The following is a 20,601-nucleotide window of genomic DNA, read 5'->3' on the forward strand; positions in this document are numbered from 1 at the left end:
TTCTACACGGGTTCTTCCGTAAAGCCATCTACGGCAGCGTTCGTGTAGAAATGGTGGACCTGACCCCGGAGTTTATTGCATGAACCAGCCGTGGCTGACGACCAGCGATTGGCCCGTGAGCGCGTTCGACGGGAAGCTGGCGAACAGCAGTGCGACTTCGGCGACGTCTTCGACCGTGGTGAATTTGCCGTCGACGGTGTCGGCCAGCATGACTTTTTTGATGACGTCGTCCTCGGAGATGCCCAGCGTCTTGGCTTGCTCGGGAATCTGCTTGTCCACCAGCGGCGTGCGCACGAACCCGGGACAGATGACGTTGGCCCGCACGCCGTGCTCGGCGCCTTCCTTCGAGACGGCCTTGGCCAGGCCGATCAGCCCGTGCTTGGCCGTGACGTAGGCGGACTTGAGCTTGGAGGCTTCCTTCGAGTGCACCGACCCCATGTAGATGACGCTGCCGCTGCCGGCCTTGTACATGTGCGGCAGGCAGGCCTTGGTGGTGAGGAAGGCGCCGTCGAGGTGGATCGACAGCAGCTTTTTCCATTCCTCGTAGGGGAAGTCTTCGACCGGGTGGATGATCTGGATGCCGGCGTTGCTCACGAGTACGTCGATTTGGCCCCAGGCGGCGATCACTTCGGCGATGCCGGCGTTCACTTGCGCTTCGTCGGTGACGTTCATGGCGACAGCCATCGCCTGCTTGCCGGCGGCCTTGAGCTCGTCGGCGGTGGCCTGGGCCGCTTCCAGGTTGAGGTCGGCGATGACGATCTTGCCGCCTTCGCGCGCGTAGATCAGGGCGATTTCCTTGCCGATGCCACTGGCGGCGCCGGTGACGACGCAGACTTTGTCTTTCAGTTTCATGTGCGGGCTCCTTGGGTTGGGTGGTGTTGGGACATTACACGCCATGCGCTGTCGCATGTCGATGCTCGAACGTACAGTGCACGACCTGGCTGAAGGGAGGATTAAGGTGCGCGAGATGTTGCACCAACATCCGCCGAGGATCGCACGCTGGCCCGGACGAAGGCGCCGCCCGTGTCGAGGTTGCCCATCTCCAACACCGCGCCGATGCGCTCGGCGCGCTCGCGCATGCCGACCAGGCCGAAGTGGCCGCGCCGCTTGCCTTCGTCGAGGATGTCGTCCGGGATGCCCTTGCCGTCGTCGCGCACCTGCAAGGTCAGCGCGTCGGCGCCGAAGTCCAGTTCCACCACGATCTCCCCGGCCTCGGCGTGGCGGAAGGCGTTGCCGATCGCTTCGCGGCCGATGGCGAACAGGTCGTCCCGCAGCGCCGTCTCCAGCGGGTACGGCGTGCCGCGCACTTCCAGGCGGAAACGCGCCGGCAGCACCTCGGCCAGGCCGTTGCCGAAACATTCCAGCGCCTGGGCCAGCGTCTCGTTGCCGCTCGACGCCGAGCGCAGGCCCATCACCTCGTCGCGGCCCTCGATCAGCGCCCGTTCGATGTAGCCGATGCCGCGCTCCATCGCGGCGCGCGCGGGCAGGGCCGGCGGTATCTGCTCCATCGCCGCCTGCATCATCAGGATCGTGCCTTGCGCCTGTTGCAGGAAGGTGTCGTGCAGCGCGCGGGCGATGCGCTCGCGCTCGCTCAGGCGTTCCAGCTGGCGCGCCTCGATCAGCCTGGCCACCTGCGCCAGCCGCCAGCGCCACGCCAGCGCGACCAGCAGGATCAACAGCGCCCCGCACAGCAGCTTGAACCACACGCTTTGCAGGAATGTCGGCGACAGCTCGATGTCGAGCCCGGCGCCCTCTGTGTTCCATACGCCGTCGCGGTTGGCGGCGATCACCTGGAAACGGTAGCGGCCCGGCTGCAGGTTGGTGTAGAACGCTTCGCGCCGGCCCTCGGCGTTTTGCCAGTCCTGGTCGACGCCCTCGAGCCGGTAGCGGAAGGCGCCGCGCTCCGGCACGGACAAACCGAGCGCGGTGAAGGCGATGTGCAGGTTGTTCGCTCCCTGCGGCAGACGCAGCGGTTGGCCTGTGCCGTAGCGCTTGCCGTTGCTGGAGACCGAGGTGATCTCGACCGGCGGCGGGATCGGGTCGCGGCGGATGGTCCCGGGCGTGATCAGCATCGCGCCGCTGGTGGTCGATAGCCATAGCTTGCCGTCGCTGGCCTGCACCATCGACGGGAACGGGCCGCTGGGCTGGACGGTGCCGGTCAGGCCCTCTTCGTTGCCCAGCAGTTCGTACGCCACCCTGGCGCCGTCGCGCACGAAGGCCTTGAGCTGGTCGGCGGCGATGCGGAAGGCGCCGTCGTGGCCATGCAGCCAGAGTTCGCCGTCGTCGGTGGCGACGATGCCGCTGATGCCGCGCAACTCGTGGCCGTCGGCCGCCAGCAGCGGGACGAAGCGCTTGCCGTCGTAGCGGGCCACGCCCGATTCGCCCGCCACCCATAAATTGCCGTCGCGCTCGTAGATGCATAGCACGTTGCCGATGCGCAGGCCGTGCTCGGCGCCCAGCAAGCCCACCTGGCCGCCGTCGACGATGGCGATGAGGTTGCCCTGGTAGCCTATCCACAGCCGGTCGCGGCTGTCCGACAGCAGCGACATCACCCGCAGCTTGGGCAGCGACGGGTAGGGCTGCTCCCACTTGCCGTCGCGGTGGCGAAACAGGTCGTAATTCAGATAGCTGGCCCACCAGTCGCCGTTGCGGCTGCGCGCCAGCGCGTAGATGGTGGAACTGTCGCGCAGCGGTCCCGGCGGCGAAGGGATCAGCGTTTCGCCGGACCGCGCAGTCTGCCAGATGCCCTTGTAGCTGCCGAGCGCGCGGCCGCCATCGCCTTCCGCCGAACTCCAGAAACCGCTGCCGAGGGTGGCGTGCTGGCGGCCTTCGGCGTCCATCAGCCAGGCGCTGGTGCTGAAGTTGCTGAGCCAGACCTTGCCGTCGATGTCGGCCGCCAGTCCCGGCGTGACGATCGGCTGGTCGCCCGGCAGCGGCACGGCGCGGTGGCGGCGGAAGCGATCGAGGCCGGTCGCCGTGCCGAACCAGATATTGCCGTCGCGGTCTTCAAAAAAGGTCTGCGGACTCAGCCCGCTCAAGCCCTGGTCGCGGGTGAGGCGCTGGCGCGGATCGGGGAACACGTCCGGCAGCACGCGCTCGACGTGGGTATCGCTCGCCAGCCACATCGTGCCGGCGCGGTCGAACCACATGCCGCTGCCGGGCAGTTCCGGCCGTGGCGGCCTGGCGCCGGCCACCGGCGGCGTTTGCGACAGGCGGTAATTGGCGTCAACGCCGTTCGATACCCACACGGTGCCGTCGGGCGCGGCAGCCAGCGACGCCAGTTCGAGGTCGCCGGGGCTGGCGGCGTGGTAGCGCGCCTCGCCGGCGCGGCGGTAGTACACCTTGTTCGAGGTCGAGACCCATTGCGTGCCGGCGCGGTCGAACAGCACCTGCCAGATGGCCTGGGGCGGATCGAAGCCGCTGTCCGGGCCGATCCGCACCCAGCGGTCGCGCGCGCGGTCGAGCCACGCCAGGCCGCGCGCGGTGGTGGCCCACAGTACGCCGTCCGGCGCGGTGGTGAAGCTGTGGGCGGCGCCGGGCGGGAAGCCGTTGTCGGCGCCGTAGTGCGACGCCTTGCCGTCCTTGAACACGCTGGCGCCGCCGAAGCGGTAGCCGACCCACAGGCCGCCGTCGGGCGCGGTGTGCAGCGGCAGCACGATGGTCGACAGCAGCGGGTGGCCGCCGATCTGGTCGCGGCGCTCGAAGTTGACGCCGTCGAAACGGTACAAACCGGTGGGCGTGGACAGCCACAACCAGCCGTCGGGCGTTTGCGTGATGGCCTGGATTTGCGCCGGCGCGCCCTGGGCGGAGCTCCAGGCGCGGTGCGCGTAGTCGCCCAGCAGGCGCGCATGCTGGGCCGCCCGCGCCGGCGGGGCCAGGCCGGTCAGCGCGCACAGCGCCGCCACCATCAGCAAGCGGGCGCACCGGAATGTCCAACTTGTGATGATGTCCATGACAAGGAGCATAGCGGATTTCAACTTGGAAATGAAGGTGGCGGTGCCAGTCGAACCCGCCACGCTTTTTGCGATACGCGCGCGTTACCACTTAGGGGTCGGACCCCAAGGGGTCCGATCCCAGGTGGCCGTGCGGGTTAAAAGCAGGCAAAAACAACGCCCCGGGGATGAGCCGGGGCGCTGGTCCTTCGGTCGACGGCGGGGCGGCTTAGCCGGTGTTGCGCAAGCCGGCCGCGACGCCGTTGATCGACAGGTGGATGCCGCGGTGGACCCGCTCGTCCGTGGCCTTGGCCGGGTCGACCGTCAGCGCGCGGTGGCGCTTGATCAGCTCGACCTGCAAGTGGTTCAGCGGATCGAGGTAGGCGATGCGGTTCTGGATCGAGCGCGCCAGCAGCGGGTTGGCCGTCAAACGCTCCGAGGCGCCGGTGATGTCCTGCAGGATCGCCAAGGTATTGGCGTGCTCCTCGGTGATGCGCTTGAAGATGCGCTCGCGCAGTTCCTTGTCCTGCACCAGCTCGGCGTAGCGCGAGGCGATCGCCAGGTCGGTCTTGGCCAGCACCATGTCCATGTTCGACAGCAGGGTGGCGAAGAACGGCCACTCCCTGGACATCGACCGCAACTGGTCCAGGCGTTGCTGTTTGTCGCCGTCGGCCACCCAGGCGCCGATGGCGCTGCCGAAGCCGTACCAGCCCGGCAGCAGCAGGCGGCACTGGCCCCACGAGAAGCCCCATGGAATCGCCCGCAAGTCCTCGATGCGCTTGGTCGACTTGCGCGAGGCCGGACGCGAACCGAGGTTCAGTTCGGCGATCTCTGCGATCGGCGTGGCGCTGAAGAAGTAGTCGGTGAAGCCCGGGGTCTCGTAGACCAGGTTGCGGTAGGCCTTGTAGGCGCGGTCGGAGATCTCGGCCATCACCGTCTCGAACTCGCGCAGCCGGGCCAGGTGCGCGCTGTCTTCCGACTGCGGCATCAGGCTCGCTTCCAGGGTCGCGGCGACCAGCAGCTCGAGGTTGCGGCGGCCGATGTCCTTGTTGGAGAACTTGGAGGCGATGATCTCGCCCTGTTCGGTCAGGCGGATCTGGCCGTTGACGGTGCCGTGCGGCTGGGCCAGGATGGCCTCGTAGCTCGGACCGCCGCCACGGCCGACCGTGCCGCCACGGCCGTGGAACAGGCGCAGCTTGACGCCGGCTTTTTCGAACACCGTCACCAGGTGGGTTTCGGCCTTGTACAGTTCCCAGGTCGAGGTCAGGAAGCCGCCGTCCTTGTTGGAGTCCGAGTAACCGAGCATGACCTCCTGGATCTGGCCCTGCTTGGCGATCAGGCCCTTGACCAGCGGCAGCGCCATCACCGCTTCCATGATGCCGGCGGCGCGTTGCAGGTCGGGGATGGTTTCGAACAGCGGGATGACCATCAGGTCCAGTTCCGCTTCGGCCTCGCCGGCGGCGATGCGCAGCAGGCCCATTTCCTTTTGCAGCAGCATCACTTCCAGCAGGTCGGACACGGTTTCCGTGTGCGAGATGATGTAGTTGCGGATCGCGCGGGCGCCGTAGCGGTCGCGGATCTGGCGCGCCGCGCGCAGCACGCCCAGCTCGGAATCGGTCTCGTCGGAGTAGGCGATATACGGCGAGTACAGCAGGCGCGGTTGCGACAGCTCGCTCAGCAGCAGCGCCACCTTGGCGTCCTCGTCGAGCGAGGCGTAGGCGGGCTCGCCGCCGGCCTTGGCGAACAGCTCGGCCAGCACGCGCTCGTGGATGTCGGACGACTGGCGCATGTCCAGCGACGCCAGGTGGAAGCCGAAGATGTCGGCCGCGCGCTTCAACGTCGACAGGCGCGGGCGCACCAGCACTTCGCCGTGGTTGGCGGTGAGCGACTCGACCAGCGTGTGCAGGTCGGCCGAGAACTCGGCGGCGCTGGCGTACGGCTCGGCGTGGCCGACTTCCTTGCGCAGGATGTTGGTCGCGCCCAGCGCGCGGGCGGTGCTGGCCAGGCGGGCGTAGATGCCGATCAGGGCGCGGCGGTACGGCTCGTCGGCGCGGTGGTCGGAGGTGTCCGGCGACTGGTCGGCCAGCGCCTGCAGGGCGGGGGTGCAGCCGATCATCAGGGTCGAGATCGACAATTCGGCGCCCAGGGTGTGCGCCTCTTCCAGATAGAAGTCGAGGATGGTGGTGGCCTGGCGCACCAGCGCGTGCTGCATGGTGCCGCCGTTGACGTTCGGGTTGCCGTCGCGGTCGCCGCCGATCCAGCTGCCCATTTGCACATAGGGGGCGTTGATCGGTTTGATGGCCGGCTCGCGGTCGTCGGTGGGCGCGCTGCCATAGTGGTGCGCGATGTCGCTCTCGATGTCGTCGTACAACCCCGGCAGTTCGCGCAGGAAGGTGGTGCGGTAGTACGACAGCGCGTTCTCGATCTCGTCGGCCACGGTCAGCTTGGTGTAGCGCAGCATGCGGGTCTGCCAGAGCGTGGCGATGCGCGCGCGCAGCAGGTGCATGTTGGCGGACTTTTCCTTCGGCGTCAGCGGCAGGTCGCGCTCGGCCAGCAGGCGGGCGATGTCGTGTTCGGCGTCGAGGATGGATTTGCGCTGCACTTCGGTCGGGTGGGCCGTCAGCACCGGAGCGATCAGGGCCTGGTCGAAGAACTCGCCGACGGTCTGCTCGCTGACGCCGGCTTCCTTGAGCTTGCACAGCGCGAAGCTGACGCTGCCTTTCTGGGCGTTCGAGCCGGCCAGCAGGTGGGCGCGGCGGCGGCGGATGTGGTGCTGGTCCTCGGCGATGTTGGCCAGGTGCGAGAAGTACGAGAACGCACGCACGACCGAGATGGTCTGTTCGCGGGTGAGGATCTTGAGCATGCCGTCCAGTTCCTTGGCGGCGCCGGCGTCGGCCTCGCGGCGGAAGCGCACGGCCGTTTGACGGATGGTTTCGACCACGGCGAACACTTCCTCGCCCTCCTGGTCGCGCAGCACGTCGCCCAGCAGGCGGCCGAGCAGGCGGATATCTTCCTTAAGGGGCGCGTCCTTGTCTACTTCGGTGGCCGCGCCTGGTTGTTCAGCGATGTTGTCGTCGATTGCACTAGATTGTTTTGCCATGTGATAAGCCGCAAAGATGTGAAATGTCGGTGCAAAGGCTGGTAGCCCGGTTCTGCATGAAGGTGAGCATGATAAAATTTGTGATCTTAAACATGCGCGATTTACTGGCCAGCGCCGGTGAGCGTCAGCTACAGCGAAAGAACTGGTTTTGAAAACATCCGAAGTGGTCCAAACTCCCCCGTCCAGATTGGTGATCGCATCGCGGGAGAGCCGCCTGGCCATGTGGCAGGCCGAGCACGTCCGTGAACGCTTGACATTATTATATCCGCAGTGCGATGTCAAAATTGTCGGAATGACGACGAAAGGCGATCAAATTCTGGATCGCACCTTGTCCAAGGTCGGCGGCAAGGGCCTGTTCGTGAAGGAACTGGAAGTGGCGATGGCCGAGGGCCGCGCCGATCTGGCCGTCCATTCGCTCAAGGACGTGCCGATGGAGCTGCCCGAGGGCTTCGCGCTGGCGGCCGTGATGCAGCGCGAAGACCCGCGCGACGCCTTCGTCTCCAACGACTACGCCACCCTGGCCGAGCTGCCGCCGGGCGCCATCGTCGGCACCAGCAGCCTGCGCCGCCAGGCGCTGATCGCGGCGCGTTATCCGCACCTGGTCATCAAACCGCTGCGCGGCAACCTCGACACCCGGCTGGCCAAGCTCGATCGCGGCGACTACAGCGCCATCATCCTGGCCGCCGCCGGCCTCAAACGCCTGGGACTGCCGCAGCGCATCCGCGCCGTGCTGGCGCCGGAGGACAGCCTGCCGGCCGCAGGGCAGGGCGCGATGGCGATCGAGATCGCCGAGCGCGACGATGGACTGGACCTGAAAACCTTGCTGGCGCCGCTCAACGACCTGGCCACCGAGCAGGCCGTCAGGGCCGAGCGCAAGGTGTCGCGGGTGTTCGGCGGCAGCTGCCAGATTCCGCTGGCGGCCTACGCCACCGTGGAAGACGGCCAGATGCATCTGCGCGCCATGGTGGGCACGCCGGACGGCAGCCGCGTCGCCAGCGCCGAGGTGCGCGGCCCGGCCGCCGATCCCGAGGCGCTGGGCCTGCAAGTGTCCGAACTGCTGCGCGCGCAGGACGCGGCCGGCATCCTGGCCGCCTGCCTGAGCGACGCCGCCCAGGCCGAGGAGGAGGCGCGTTCGCGCGAACTGAACGCCGACGGCTCAACCGGCGCCCAGCCCGTTTGACCAGCGGATGACCGGCGCCGTCGTCATCACCCGTCCCCTGGCGCAAGCGCGGCCGCTGGCGGCCCGCGTGGCCGCGTTGGGCCGGGAGGTCGAGGTGTTGCCGCTGCTGGAGATCGCGCCGCTGCCGGATCAATCGGCGTTGCGGGCCGCGCTGGCACGGCTGTGCGCTCCCGTGCCGGCCTATGCGATGGTGGCGTTCGTGTCGCCCAACGCCATCGACGCCGCCTTCGCCCATATTCAACAGTGGCCGGCCGGCGTGACCGCCGCCGTGGTAGGCGAGGGCAGCCGGCTGGCACTGGCCGCCCACGGCGTCACGCCGGACAGGTTCGACATCGTCAGCCCGGCCGACAACGGCCCCAGCGATTCCGAACATTTGTTGCAAACGCTGGACCTGGCCGCGCTCAAGGACCGGCCGGTGCTGATCGTGCGCGGCGAGAGCGGGCGCGAACTGATGGCCGACGGCCTGCGCGCGGCCGGCGCCCGGGTCGAGGTGGTGGCGGCCTACCGTCGTTCCGTGCCGCGGCTGACGCCGGCGCTGGAAAGCACCTTGCGCCGCTTGCTCGCGCAACAAAACGACTGGATCATCACCAGTTCGGAGGCGCTGCGCGGCCTGTGCGGCCTGCTGGCCGAACTCGATACAAAAAGTTCCGGCGGCACGCCGTCGAGTGTTGTGTCGATGCAACAACAGCATTTGATCGTACCGCACGCCCGAATTGCCGAAACTGCAAGCGATTTGGGCTTTTCCCGTCTGACGCTCACCGGATCAGGCGACGAACGCCTGCTGGCCGCGTTACAATCACGTCTATGAACGATTTGCCTACATTACCCGACCCCGTCGCCCAGACCGCCTCCTCCGCCGAGTCCCCGTCCGCGCCGCTCAAATCGCCGTCCGAGCCCCGACTGCTCGACACGCTGCAGCAGCCGCGCATCCTGCTGGGCGGGGTGGTGGTGCTGGCCGTGTTGCTGGCCGCCCAGACCTGGTCGACCCATAACAAGATGGGCAAGCTGCGCCAGGAAATGGCGCTGCGCCTGCAAAAGGGCGACTCCACCAACGCCGAAACCGGCACCCTGGCGCGCGCCGTGCAGGAAACCAGCCGCGAACTGCAGATCAAGGTTGGCTTGTTGGAAAGCAAACAATTGGAAGCGCAAAGCCAGCAACTGGCGCTCGAGCAGCTGTACCAGGATCTGTCGAAGAACCGCGACGAGTGGGCGCTGACCGAGATCGAACAGGTCTTGTCGACCGCCAGCCAGCAGCTGCAACTGGCCGGCAACGTGCCGGGCGCGCTGATCGCGCTGCAAAACGCCGACCGCAGCCTGTCGCGCTCGGACAAGCCGCAATTCATCACGATCCGCCGCGCCATCGCCAAGGACACCGAGAAGCTGAAAGCCCTGCCGAGCGTCGACTCGGTCGGCGTCGCGCTGCGCCTGGACAACGTCATCGCGCAGATCGACACCTTGCCGATGCTGTCGGACGAGAAGCCGACCTTGCCGGCCGCGCCGCAGAAGAAAGTCAAGGTCAAACCGGTGCTGGACAAGAACGGCAAGCCGGTGCCACAAGTTCCGGTGAGCGAGCCGAACCCATGGCTGCTGGCGCTGCAAAACACCTGGACCGGCTGGAGCACGGAAATGTGGACCGACGTGCGCCAACTGATCCGCGTGCGCAGCGTGGAAACGCCGGACGCGCTGATGTTGTCGCCGACGCAGGCCTACTTCCTGCGCGAGAACCTCAAATTGCGCCTGCTGAACGCCCGTATGGCGCTGCTGTCGCGCAATGAGGCGGCGTTCCGCGCCGACCTGATCGCCGCCCAGGAAGCGCTGGTCAAGTACTTCGACACCCGCGCCAAAAACACCCAGACCGTGCAGGCGCTGCTGCGCCAGGTGCAGACCAGCAATCTGGCGATCGAGATGCCGACCCTGTCGGACAGCCTGAACGCCGTGCGCAACTACAAAGCGAAGCAATAGCCATGCGATTATTTCTCTGGTTAGTCGCATTGATGGCCGCCGCCATCGGCATCGCCGTGACGGCGCGTTTCAATCCGGGCAACGTGGTGCTGTTCTATCCGCCGCACCGGATCGACATGTCGCTCAACTTCTTCTGCGTGCTGGCGGCGGCGCTGTTCGTGTTCCTGTACGCGGTGATCCGCGCCTTGCGCGCCACCCTCAAGATGCCGGCCAAGGTGGCGGCCTACCGCCAGCAAAAGCGCGAGCGCGACGGCAACAAAGGATTGCGCGAGGCGCTGAAGGCCTTGTTCGAAGGCCGCTTCGGCCACGCCGAAAAAGCCGCCATGCGTGCCTCCGAACTGCCGGAGAACGCCGGCGTCGCCGCGCTGATCGGCGCCCGCGCCGCGCACCGCATGCGCCAGGGCGCGCGCCGCGACCAGTGGCTGGCCAAGCTCAACGACGACAACGTCATGAAGACGGCGCGCCTGATGACGATGACCGAATTGCTGGTCGACGACCATCAGCCGGAGGCCGCGCTCGACGCCGTGCGCGAGCTCAACGCCAGCGGCACGCGCCACATCCACGCGCTGCAATGGTCTTTGAAGGCCCAGCAGCAGGCCAAGAACTGGCCCGAGGTGCTGCGCCTGGTGCGTTCGCTCGACAAGCACCGCGCGCTGCATCCGGCGCTGTCGGCGCGGCTGCGCGAGCTGGCCTATGCCGACATGCTGTCGGACCACACCAACGACGCCGAGTCGCTGCAGCGGGTCTGGGCGACGGTGCCGAACAGCGACCGGGTCAAGCCGTATGTCGCCTGTCTGGCGGCCACCGCCTTCAACGCGCGCGGCCTGCACGACGAGGCGCGCATGGTGGCCGAGGAATCGCTGGCCGCCGACTGGGACGACCGCGTGATCCGCGCCTACCGCGAAGCGGCGGCGCCGGCCGGCTCGGCGGCGTTGCTGGCGCAGATCGAGGCGTGCGAAAAATGGCTGCACACGCGGCCGACGGACGCCGAGCTGGCCCTGACGCTCGGATCGCTGTGCCTGAAGCAGAAACTGTGGGGCAAGGCGCAGCGCTATCTGGAGCAGGCGCTGTCGGACGCGTCCGATCCGCGCATGGTGCGCGAATCGCACCTGAAGCTGGCGCAGATGCACGAGGCGTTGCAGCAGCCCGAAGAAGCGGCCAACCATTTCCGCCAGTGCGCGCTGGCGACCATACTTTAATATTGCCGGTCATCGCGGGCGGATGGCGAAAGGCCGGCTTCAATGTGGAGCCGGCCTTTTTCATTGGAGCTGGGTACGGTTGCGTACAGATCGCGGCGGCATAAGAGAGCAGGATCGTTGCACTGGCCGATGATAGACCTCTCGTCCCGTCGGCCCTCCGCAGCATCCCCCCACCTCAAGGAAAAACCCCATGTCGTTTCAACACGCAGTCGTCTGGCTCGACCAGACCGAAGCCCACGTTATCCATTTCACCCGCGACGACGCCGAGACCGAAGTGATCAAGACCACGTCGCAGCACCAGAAGGCCGGCGTCGTGAGCAACAACCGCGCCGAGGAAGACACCACTTATATGGACGAGGTCATCGCCGCCCTTACCGAAGCCAAGCAAATCCTGGTGGTCGGCCCAGGCCAGGAAAAGCTCGCGCTGATGCGCCACATGACCAAGCGCCATGCCGACACCGCCGACAAGGTCGTCAGCGTGGAAACAGTCGATCATCCGAACGACAGCGAGTTGTTGACCTATGCGCGCAAGTATTTCGTCAAGTCCGATCTGACCCATTAAAATTTCCGCACGGTAGTGCTGCAATGCACAAGCGCTCTGGACTTCGTTATAATTACGCAGTTAAACATTTGTCAGCACAACAACGAGGAACCCCATGAGCTTGAATAAAGTGCCTTCCGGCCGCGATTTGCCAAACGACTTCAACGTGATCATCGAAATCCCGATGAACGCCGATCCGATCAAGTATGAAGTCGACAAGGATTCGGGCGCGATCTTCGTCGATCGCTTCATGGGCACCGCGATGCACTACCCATGCAACTACGGCTACGTGCCGAACACCCTGTCCGACGACGGCGACCCGGTCGACGTGCTGGTGATCACCCCGTTCCCGCTGATCCCGGGCGTGGTGGTGCGCTGCCGTCCTATCGGCGTGCTCAAAATGACCGACGAATCCGGTGAAGACGCCAAAGTGCTGGCCGTGCCGGTCGACAAGGTACTGTCGATCTACAGCCACTGGCAGAAGCCGGAAGACCTGAACGAACTGCGCCTGCGCCAGATCCAGCACTTCTTCGAGCACTACAAAGATCTGGAAAAAGGCAAATGGGTCAAGATCGATGGCTGGTACGGTCCGGAAGAAGCCAAGCAGGAAATCCTGAACGGCGTCGCTTCGTACAACAAGGAAGCGGCAGCCAAAGCCTGATACGCCGCCGGCTGAACCACTGGCCGGCAAAAAGCCCCATGTGGCTTTGCGGGGACCTCGGTCCCGGCAAGCGCACATGGGGCTTTTTTATTTGGCGAGGGCTTGCTTACTCGCGCGCGGCGCCCTCGGCGGCCTCGGCCTCGGCCTCGCGGCGCAGGCGCGACATGTATTGCGGCGTGATGCCCAGGTACGAGGCGATCGCGCGTTGCGAGATGCGCGCCTCCAGCCCCGGATATTCCTCCCGGAACGCGGCCAGGCGCTCTTGCGCCGACGTCTCGCCGCTGTTGTAGGCGCGCTGCGCCAGGCTTTGCAAACCATGCATCGCGGCCTGAAGGTGATAGTGTTGCAACACTTCGTGCTGGGCGCGCAGCGCGCACGATTGCGCCCAGTCCAGCGTGAATCCGTGGATGGTCGTCTCGGCCACCAGGAACTGCACGGCCGGCTGGCCGGTCTCGCCGGTGATCAGATCGGTCAGCGTGGTGGCGGATTCGCCCTCGCGGAAAAACCGCAAGGTCATCTCGACACCGTCACGATTGAAGAAGCCGCTGCGCGCGACGCCGCTGGCGAGCCAGTGCACCTGCGTGGCCGGCACGCCGGCATGCTGCAGAAACTCGCCTTTACGCGCGTGGAACGGCTCGGCGATCGTCGCCAGCAGGTTCGTCACGTTGGTATAAGACTCTTCACTGACATTGATACGCTTCATCGTGGCGGACTTGAAGCGGTTCCGTTGTTTTATAAAATCTGCATTCATGCTGTGTGTGCCACATTCCTCATAAAACCATACAACGGGGCATAGAGTATAGGCTCGATTGAAAATGCTGTGAAGCAAACTGGTTTCATCTAGCGGGACAAAATTGTATCAACCTGATTTTAACCCGGGGATGAAATGTCGGTATTCCGCGGAACCGTTTTGTGCGTTCCGGACTGGTCGCCGGATGGTTTGCCGATTGCTACGTTTCCACGGGCAGGCCTGTATACGATTACAATAAAGGTCCAAGCTAATAGAAGGAGTTACACATGGACGCAAAAGCCTCCAAGATCGATATCGGCCTTTCCGACGAAAGTCGCGCGAACATTGCCGCCGGCCTGTCAGGCCTGCTGGCGGACAGCTACACCCTGTACCTGATGACCCATAACTTCCATTGGAACGTCAAAGGTCCGATGTTCAACAGCCTGCATCAGATGTTCATGGCGCAGTACACCGAGCAGTGGACCGCGCTGGACCTGATCGCCGAACGTATCCGCGCGCTGGGCTATCCGGCACCGGGCACGTACACCGAGTTCGTCAAGCTGGCGACCATCAAGGAAGTCGAAGGCGTGCCGAAGGCGATGGAAATGGTTCAGCACCTGGTCAAGGCGCAGGAAGCGACCGCGCGCACCGCGCGCAAGCTGCTGCCGCTGGTCGAGGGCGCGGACGATCAGCCGACCGCCGACCTGCTGGCCCAGCGCCTGGATACGCACGAAAAAACCGCGTGGATGCTGCGCAGTTTGCTGGAAGAGTAATACGCGCACACCTGTTCCACGTAGGGCGGATTAGGCGGAACGCCGTAATCGGCCATGCATGCGTCAACGCGGCGCATGCATGGCCGATTACGCTGCGCTAATCCCCCCTACGTGTTTCAACGACAATCACCCTGCCGTGGGCTTGAAGGGCACGTGCTCCCCCAGCTCGTCGATGTATTGGTTCATGGCCGCCGTCTCCTGCGCCAGGAAATCCGCGATCGCGTCGGCGAAGCGTTCGTCCGCGATCCAATGCGCCGACCACGTCGGCGTCGGCACCAGGCCGCGAGACATCTTGTGCTCGCCCTGCGCGCCACCCTCGAAGCGCGCGATGCCGTGCTTGATGCAGTATTCAATCGATTGCACGTAACACGTCTCGAAATGCAGGCCGGAGACGAATTCCTGCGTCCCCCAGTAGCGGCCGTACATGATGCCGCCGCCCACCAGATTCAACGCTACCGCCATCGGCTGCTCGCCGCGCCTGGCCAGCACGATCATCAGACTGTCCGGCACCTCGTCCAGCAGACGCTCGAAAAACTTCAAGGTCAGATAAGGCTTGGAAAAGTGCGCGTGGTAGGTCGACACATAGCAGCTATAGAAAAAACGCAGCACCTCGGGCGTGATGTCGCGGCCCGCCAGATGCTCGAAGGTGATGCCGGCGTCGTGCACGCGGCGGCGGTCCTGGCGGATCTTCTTGCGTTTTTCCATTTTAAAACTGGCCAGGAAGGCGTCGAAGTCGGCACAACCCGGATTCTCCCAATGGAACTGCACCCCTTCGCGCAGCATGAAGCCCGCCGCCTCCAGCGCTTGCCGGTCCCGCTCGTCGGGGAACAGGATGTGCAGCGACGACGTGTCCAGCTGCCGGGCCACCTGCAGCGCCGCGCGGGCCAGCAACTGTCGATCTTCTTGCGTCAGCGCCAAAAGCCGGCCGCCGGTCACCGGCGTGAACGGCACCGCCGACAGCAGCTTCGGATAGTAGGGCAGGCCGTTGCGGTGGAAGGCGTCGGCCCACGCGTGGTCGAACACGTACTCGCCACGGCTGTGATCCTTCAGATACAGCGGCATCGCCGCCGCCAGCGCGCCGTCGCGGTGCATCACCAGATAGCGCGGCGTCCAGCCGGTTTGGGTCGAGGCGCAGCGGGTCTCGTGCAGCGCGTGCAGGAAGGCGTAGGCCAGGGTCGGGTTGTCGCCGGCGATGGCTTGCCACTGCGCCGGGTCGACGTTTTCCAACGAGTCGATGATCGAAAACTCTGCTTCTGACACGCTTTGCTCCAGCTCTGATATTGGCGCCAGTCTAGCCTATCTGGCGCTGATCCGTTGCCGGCGGCGCGTCCATGGCCGTGCGATAATTGGCTTTTGTTTGGTTGCGCACGCGAAAGACTTTACATGAGCTCGAATTTCCTTAATTTGTACACGCATGATTTCGCCCGGGTCGCCATCGCGGCGCCGGTGTGCCGCATCGCCGATCCCGCCTACAACGCCGGGCAGACGATCGCGCTGGCAGCGGAGGCGGCGGCGCAGGGCGCGGCGCTGGTCGCGTTTCCCGAGCTGGGCCTGTCGGCCTATACCTGCGACGACCTGTTCCATCAGCGTGCCTTGCTCGACGGTTGCCTCGAGGCGCTGGATACGATCGTCGCCGCGTCGGCGCAGTGGAAAATGGCGCTGGTGGTCGGCGCGCCGCTGCGGGTCGAGCACCAGTTGTACAACTGCGCGGTGGTCATCGCCAACGGCCAGATCCAGGGCGTGGCGCCGAAGAGCTATCTGCCGAATTACGGCGAGTTCTACGACGCGCGCCAGTTCAGCAGCGGCGACTACGCGGTCGCCACCGAAATCGACCTGCTGGGCGAGCGCGTGCAATTCGGTTCGGGATTGCTGTTCGAGGTGGCCGACATGCCGCTGTTGAAATTCCACGTCGAGATCTGCGAGGACGTCTGGGTGCCGATCCCGCCGTCGTCGTTCGCGGCGCTGGCCGGCGCCACGGTGCTGGTCAACCTGTCGGCGTCGAACGCGCTGGTCGGCAAGGCCGGCTACCGCAACCAGTTGGTGTCGCAGCAATCGGCGCGCTGCATCGCCGCCTACCTGTACACCTCGGCCGGCGGCGGCGAATCGACCACCGACCTGGCCTGGGACGGGCAGGGCGTCATCTGCGAAAACGGCGACATGCTGGCCGAGTCCAAGCGTTTCACCGACGAGCCGAGTCTGACCTTCGCCGACATCGACCTGGAGCGCCTGTCGCGCGAGCGCATGCGCATGAACACGTTCGCGCAATCGGTGCAGCGCCACGCCGCCGAGGTCAATAAATTCCGCACCGTGTTCTTCGAGCTCGAGATCGGGCGCGAGGAACCGCTGGCGCTCAAGCGCTGCGTCGAGCGTTTCCCGTATGTGCCGGCCGACGCGCGCCGCCGCGACGAGCGCTGCAACGAAGTCTACAACATCCAGGTGCAGGCGCTGGCGCAGCGCCTGACGTCGAGCAACATCAAGAAAGTGGTCATCGGCGTCTCCGGCGGACTCGATTCGACGCACGCGCTGCTGGTGTGCGCGCGCGTGATGGACAAGCTCAAGCTGCCGCGCACCAATATCCTGGCATACACGATGCCCGGCTTCGCCACCAGCGAACGCACGCTGACGCAGGCGCACGCGCTGATGAAGCTGGTCGGCTGCTCGGCGCAGGAAATCGATATCCGCCCAAGCTGCATCCAGATGCTCAAGGACCTGAACCACCCGTATTCGGAGGGGCAGGCGCAGTACGACATCACGTTCGAGAACGTGCAGGCCGGCGAGCGCACCAACCACTTGTTCCGCCTGGCCAACCACCATCACGCGATCGTCGTCGGCACCGGCGACCTGAGCGAGCTGGCGCTGGGCTGGTGCACCTATGGCGTCGGCGACCACATGTCGCACTACAATGTCAACGCCAGCGTGCCGAAGACCCTGATCTCGCACCTGGTGCGCTGGGTGGCCGAATCCGGTGTCATCGGGCGCAACGACGCGCAGGTGCTGCTGAACATCCTGGCCACCGAAATCAGTCCGGAACTGGTGCCGGGCACCGCCGAAGGCCAGCCCGAGCAGCGCACCGAAAGCACGATCGGCCCGTACGAGCTGCAGGATTTCAATCTGTACTACGTGCTGCGCTTCGGCTTCCGGCCGTCGAAGGTGGCGTTCCTGTCGCTCAACGCCTGGAAGGACCGGGAGCAGGGGCGCTGGCCGGATGGCGACCACGTCACGCGCAACCAGTACGATCTGGCGGCGATCAAGAAAAACCTGGGCATCTTCCTAGACCGTTTCTTCCGCACCAGCCAGTTCAAGCGCAGCTGCGTGCCGAACGCGCCCAAGGTCGGCACCGGCGGTTCGCTGTCGCCAAGGGGCGACTGGCGCGCGCCTAGCGACGCGCAGAGCGTGGTCTGGATGGAGGAATTACGCTCCATTCCGGTGCAAGAGTAGAGAAAAATCAGGTAAAAATGGGTAAAACGGCGTGTTTTCGGCCGGTTTTTCAGTCGGGAGTGGACAGTCGGGAGTTGTCGATTACAATATACTTAATCGCTTGCGGATCGCCGGCTACAGATTGTTGAATTTAGATTGCCCATAAGGAGAAGTCATGAAACAGATTACCGCTGTGATTAAGCCGTTCAAATTGGACGAGGTGCGTGAAGCACTGGCTGAAGTCAATGTCACTGGCCTGACGGTCACCGAAGTCAAGGGTTTCGGCCGCCAGAAGGGCCATACCGAACTGTATCGCGGCGCGGAATACGTCGTCGACTTCCTGCCGAAGGTGAAAGTGGAAGTGGTCGTCGATGACGGCGTGGCCGAGCAAGTGGTCGACGCCATCATCAAAGCCGCCCGCACCGGCAAGATCGGCGATGGCAAGATCTTCGTGCAGAACGTCGAGCAGGTCATCCGCATCCGTACCGGCGAGACTGGCGCGGACGCGGTGTAAGCTTCTCCACGCAACACATTCCAATGCCGGCCTAGCCGGCATTTTTTTTGCCCGCAGGCTTGAGCGCCCATCCAAAACCAACCCGGGGTCAGGTCCACCATTTCTACACGAGCACATCCCTTGGCCCTGTACGGCCCCGTTCGTGTAGAAATGGTGGACCTGACCCCGGAGTTGCATTTTCTGTATATCGTTGTTTGGTTATATTAGTTTGGCTTATCTACGTGGATTAGTAATATAGCCAAACTTTCCACTTATCAAGATGCTGCGCAATGAATACGAACATCCCTTTCGCCCTGGCGTTGTCGCTGCTGACTGCGGCCGCCGCCGAGGCCTCCGATGTGAACGCCGACCCGGAACAGGCCAACGCAACCATCACAGCCGCCGTCGCCGCTGCTCCCGACGCCTCGCAGGAGGTGGTCGCCCGCGTGACCGTTTCCACCCGCCGCCGCAACGAGACCTCGCAGAGCGTGCCCACGACCATGAGCGTGCTGGACGCGAACAGCCTCGAAAACAACCGCGTTTACCGCGTGCAGGATTTGCAGCAGCTATTGCCGAGCACCACTGTCAACTACGTCCACGCGCGCCAGATGAGCTTTGCCGTGCGCGGCCTCGGTAACAACCCGGCCAGCGACGGCCTGGAAGGCAGCGTCGGCGTCTACCTCGATAACGTCTATCTGGCCCGTCCCGGCATGGCCGCTTTCGATACCTTGGACATCCAGCAACTGGAACTGCTGCGCGGCCCGCAGGGCACCTTGTTCGGCAAGAACACCACCGCCGGTGTGCTCAACATCACCAGCAAACAGCCGACCTTCCGCTCCGAGAACAGCGCGCAGCTGTCCATCGGCGAGCAGGGCTATGCGCAAGGCAAGGCCGTGATCTCGGGCGCGTTTTCGGACACGGCCGCCGGCCGCATCTCGCTGTACAAGACGCACGAGGACGGCTACATCACCAACATCCATAACGGCGACAAGGTCCAGGGCGGCGACCGCCAGGGCGTGCGCGCGCAACTGCTGCTGGAGCCGAACAACCAGCTCAGCGCGCGCCTGATCGCCGACTACAACGTCGAGGATTCCAACAACGGCACCCTGATCTTCTACAGCGCCGGCCCGAGCGGCCGCTTCCTGACGCAAGCCGCCGCCGTCGGCGCGCATCCGGTCACCGATCCGACGCTGCGGCAGGTCAACCTCGACACCGGCTCGCACGTGGACGTGCACCAGGGCGGCGTCTCGGGCGAGGTCAACTGGAAGCTCGACAGCCGCTACAAGTTCACCTCGATCAGCGCCTACCGCTTCTGGGACTTCACGCCCCACAATGAAGACGGCCTCGACGTGCCGGTGGTGCTCAACGTCGGCGCCTCCACCCGCCACCGCCAGTTCACGCAGGAATTCCGGCTGGCGACGCCGCTGGGCCGCGACGTCGAATCGGTGTACGGCGCGTACTACTATTATCAGAATCTGGACAACACCAGCTTCACCGTCAACGGTCCGCTGGCCGACCGCTTCAACGCCACGCCGGCGGGCGCGTGGAGCAACGTCAGCAGCTACGGCTACGGCCATCTGCGGGTCAACAGCTACGCCTTGTTCGGACAGTCGATCTGGCATATCGATCCGAAATGGGACCTGACCGCCGGCCTGCGCGCCACCTACGAGGACAAGCTGGCCCGCGTCACGCGCGACGTGCCGGTCGGCGCCCCGGTCACCGGCGCGGCGCTGGCTTCGCGCAATGCCCGCTACGGCGCCTTCAACTCCGGCGAGGTCCGCTTGAACAACCTGAGCCCGTCCGCGTTGCTGACCCTGGCCTACAAGCTCGACACCGACGTGCTGGCTTTTGCCAGCGTGTCGCACGGCGAAAAGTCCGGCGGCATCAACCTGTCGGTGCCGGGTGCGGCCGGCGTGTCCTCGCTCAAGGTCGACAACGAGAAGGCCAACAACCTGGAACTGGGCATCAAGAGCAATCTGCTGGGACGCCGCGCGCAGGTCAACGCCAGCCTTTTCTGGAACGAGGTGCACGGCTACCAGAACAACGCCTACGACCCCGTCAGCGCCACGTCCTACCTGACCAACGCCGGCGACGTGCGCAGCCGTGGCCTGGAGCTCGACACCAGCCTGGTCGTCGTGCGCGGCCTCACCCTGGGCGCCAACGGTTCGTTCAACGACGTCAAGTACACGGAGTACAAGAACGCCCCGTGCCCGGCCGAGCGCCCCGGCCCTTCATGCGATCTGTCGGGCCGGGCGGCGCTGGTCAACGCGCCGCGCTGGATCGGCAACCTCAGCGCGCAATACGCGCACGCGCTGGCCGCCAATATCGAAGCCTACGGCAACGTCAACTACGCCTATCGCGGCGGCACCTACGGCACCCTCGACGCGTCCGAGTATTCGCGCATTCCCGCCTACAGCCTGACCAACTTGTCGGCGGGGATTAAACTGATGAACGGCTCAACCCGCTGGGACGTGTCCGTGTGGGCCAAGAACGTGTTCGACAAGCAGTACTACACCAGCATGTGGAACACCAGCCCCAACGCCTACAACACCGTGATCGGCACGCCGCGCCAGATCGGCCTGACCGCCCGCGCGGATTTTTAATGGAGACCAG

Annotated in this window: 15 protein-coding genes; 10 read left to right on the forward strand and 5 right to left on the reverse strand. The window is 65.2% G+C overall.

Annotated elements, in window-relative coordinates; all coding sequences use genetic code 11:
• Window positions 1–72 precede the first annotated feature (72 nt).
• The 3 genes from MRBLMU1_RS26390 to ppc all read right to left on the reverse strand — a co-directional run bounded on the left by MRBLMU1_RS26390 (window position 73) and on the right by ppc (window position 7,032).
• Complete coding sequence (locus tag MRBLMU1_RS26390; protein WP_363508071.1) at window positions 73–852, reverse strand: 3-hydroxybutyrate dehydrogenase; 780 nt, start codon at window positions 850–852, stop codon at window positions 73–75.
• A 101-nt stretch (window positions 853–953) separates the two neighbouring features.
• Window positions 954–3,953, reverse strand: coding sequence for a ligand-binding sensor domain-containing protein (locus MRBLMU1_RS26395; RefSeq protein ID WP_363508074.1), 3,000 nt, complete (start codon window positions 3,951–3,953; stop codon window positions 954–956).
• Between the two features lie 208 nt (window positions 3,954–4,161).
• On the reverse strand, window positions 4,162–7,032 hold the full coding sequence (gene ppc, locus MRBLMU1_RS26400; RefSeq protein ID WP_363508076.1) for a phosphoenolpyruvate carboxylase: 2,871 nt from the start codon (window positions 7,030–7,032) through the stop codon (window positions 4,162–4,164).
• Window positions 7,033–7,195: 163 nt separating this feature from the next.
• Here ppc and hemC point away from each other — a divergent pair, with 163 nt between their 5' ends.
• From hemC to ppa, 6 genes are all read left to right on the forward strand, one after another.
• Window positions 7,196–8,212, forward strand: a complete 1,017-nt coding sequence (gene hemC, locus MRBLMU1_RS26405; RefSeq protein ID WP_363508708.1) for a hydroxymethylbilane synthase — start codon at window positions 7,196–7,198, stop codon at window positions 8,210–8,212.
• Between the two features lie 7 nt (window positions 8,213–8,219).
• The gene (locus tag MRBLMU1_RS26410) at window positions 8,220–9,020 is read left to right on the forward strand and encodes a uroporphyrinogen-III synthase (RefSeq protein ID WP_363508079.1); all 801 of its coding nucleotides are present in this window, start codon (window positions 8,220–8,222) and stop codon (window positions 9,018–9,020) included.
• Window positions 9,017–10,174: a uroporphyrinogen-III C-methyltransferase gene (locus tag MRBLMU1_RS26415; RefSeq protein ID WP_363508082.1), complete on the forward strand. Its 1,158-nt coding sequence runs from the start codon at window positions 9,017–9,019 to the stop codon at window positions 10,172–10,174. The genes MRBLMU1_RS26410 and MRBLMU1_RS26415 overlap by 4 nt, the downstream gene beginning before the upstream one ends.
• A 2-nt stretch (window positions 10,175–10,176) precedes the next feature.
• Entirely contained in the window at window positions 10,177–11,373 is a 1,197-nt protein-coding gene (locus tag MRBLMU1_RS26420; protein ID WP_363508085.1) for a heme biosynthesis protein HemY, read from the forward strand.
• 190 nt (window positions 11,374–11,563) lie between these two features.
• Complete coding sequence (locus tag MRBLMU1_RS26425; protein WP_315218274.1) at window positions 11,564–11,935, forward strand: translational machinery protein; 372 nt, start codon at window positions 11,564–11,566, stop codon at window positions 11,933–11,935.
• A 94-nt stretch (window positions 11,936–12,029) separates the two neighbouring features.
• A complete protein-coding gene (gene ppa, locus MRBLMU1_RS26430) occupies window positions 12,030–12,575 on the forward strand; it encodes an inorganic diphosphatase (protein ID WP_363508088.1) in 546 nt (181 codons plus the stop codon).
• A 106-nt stretch (window positions 12,576–12,681) separates the two neighbouring features.
• On the opposite strand, the gene MRBLMU1_RS26435 is transcribed toward ppa, so the two are convergent.
• Complete coding sequence (locus tag MRBLMU1_RS26435; protein ID WP_363508091.1) at window positions 12,682–13,278, reverse strand: Crp/Fnr family transcriptional regulator; 597 nt, start codon at window positions 13,276–13,278, stop codon at window positions 12,682–12,684.
• 314 nt (window positions 13,279–13,592) lie between these two features.
• On the opposite strand from MRBLMU1_RS26435, the gene MRBLMU1_RS26440 reads away from it, so the two are divergent.
• Complete coding sequence (locus MRBLMU1_RS26440) at window positions 13,593–14,078, forward strand: Dps family protein (RefSeq protein ID WP_315218278.1); 486 nt, start codon at window positions 13,593–13,595, stop codon at window positions 14,076–14,078.
• 126 nt (window positions 14,079–14,204) lie between these two features.
• Here MRBLMU1_RS26440 and MRBLMU1_RS26445 read toward each other — a convergent pair whose 3' ends face one another.
• Complete coding sequence (locus MRBLMU1_RS26445) at window positions 14,205–15,338, reverse strand: GNAT family N-acetyltransferase (RefSeq protein WP_363508094.1); 1,134 nt, start codon at window positions 15,336–15,338, stop codon at window positions 14,205–14,207.
• Window positions 15,339–15,461: 123 nt separating this feature from the next.
• Here MRBLMU1_RS26445 and MRBLMU1_RS26450 point away from each other — a divergent pair, with 123 nt between their 5' ends.
• The 3 genes from MRBLMU1_RS26450 (at window position 15,462) to MRBLMU1_RS26460 (ending at window position 20,591) form a co-directional block, all read left to right on the forward strand.
• On the forward strand, window positions 15,462–17,516 hold the full coding sequence (locus MRBLMU1_RS26450) for an NAD(+) synthase (RefSeq protein WP_363508097.1): 2,055 nt from the start codon (window positions 15,462–15,464) through the stop codon (window positions 17,514–17,516).
• A gap of 154 nt (window positions 17,517–17,670) precedes the next feature.
• The gene (locus MRBLMU1_RS26455) at window positions 17,671–18,009 is read left to right on the forward strand and encodes a P-II family nitrogen regulator (protein ID WP_008447011.1); all 339 of its coding nucleotides are present in this window, start codon (window positions 17,671–17,673) and stop codon (window positions 18,007–18,009) included.
• 269 nt (window positions 18,010–18,278) lie between these two features.
• On the forward strand, window positions 18,279–20,591 hold the full coding sequence (locus MRBLMU1_RS26460; protein ID WP_363508101.1) for a TonB-dependent receptor: 2,313 nt from the start codon (window positions 18,279–18,281) through the stop codon (window positions 20,589–20,591).
• Window positions 20,592–20,601: the final 10 nt, after the last annotated feature.

It is taken from the genome of Burkholderia sp. LMU1-1-1.1, from assembly GCF_040675865.1.
Classification (GTDB): Bacteria; Pseudomonadota; Gammaproteobacteria; order Burkholderiales; family Burkholderiaceae_D; genus Rugamonas.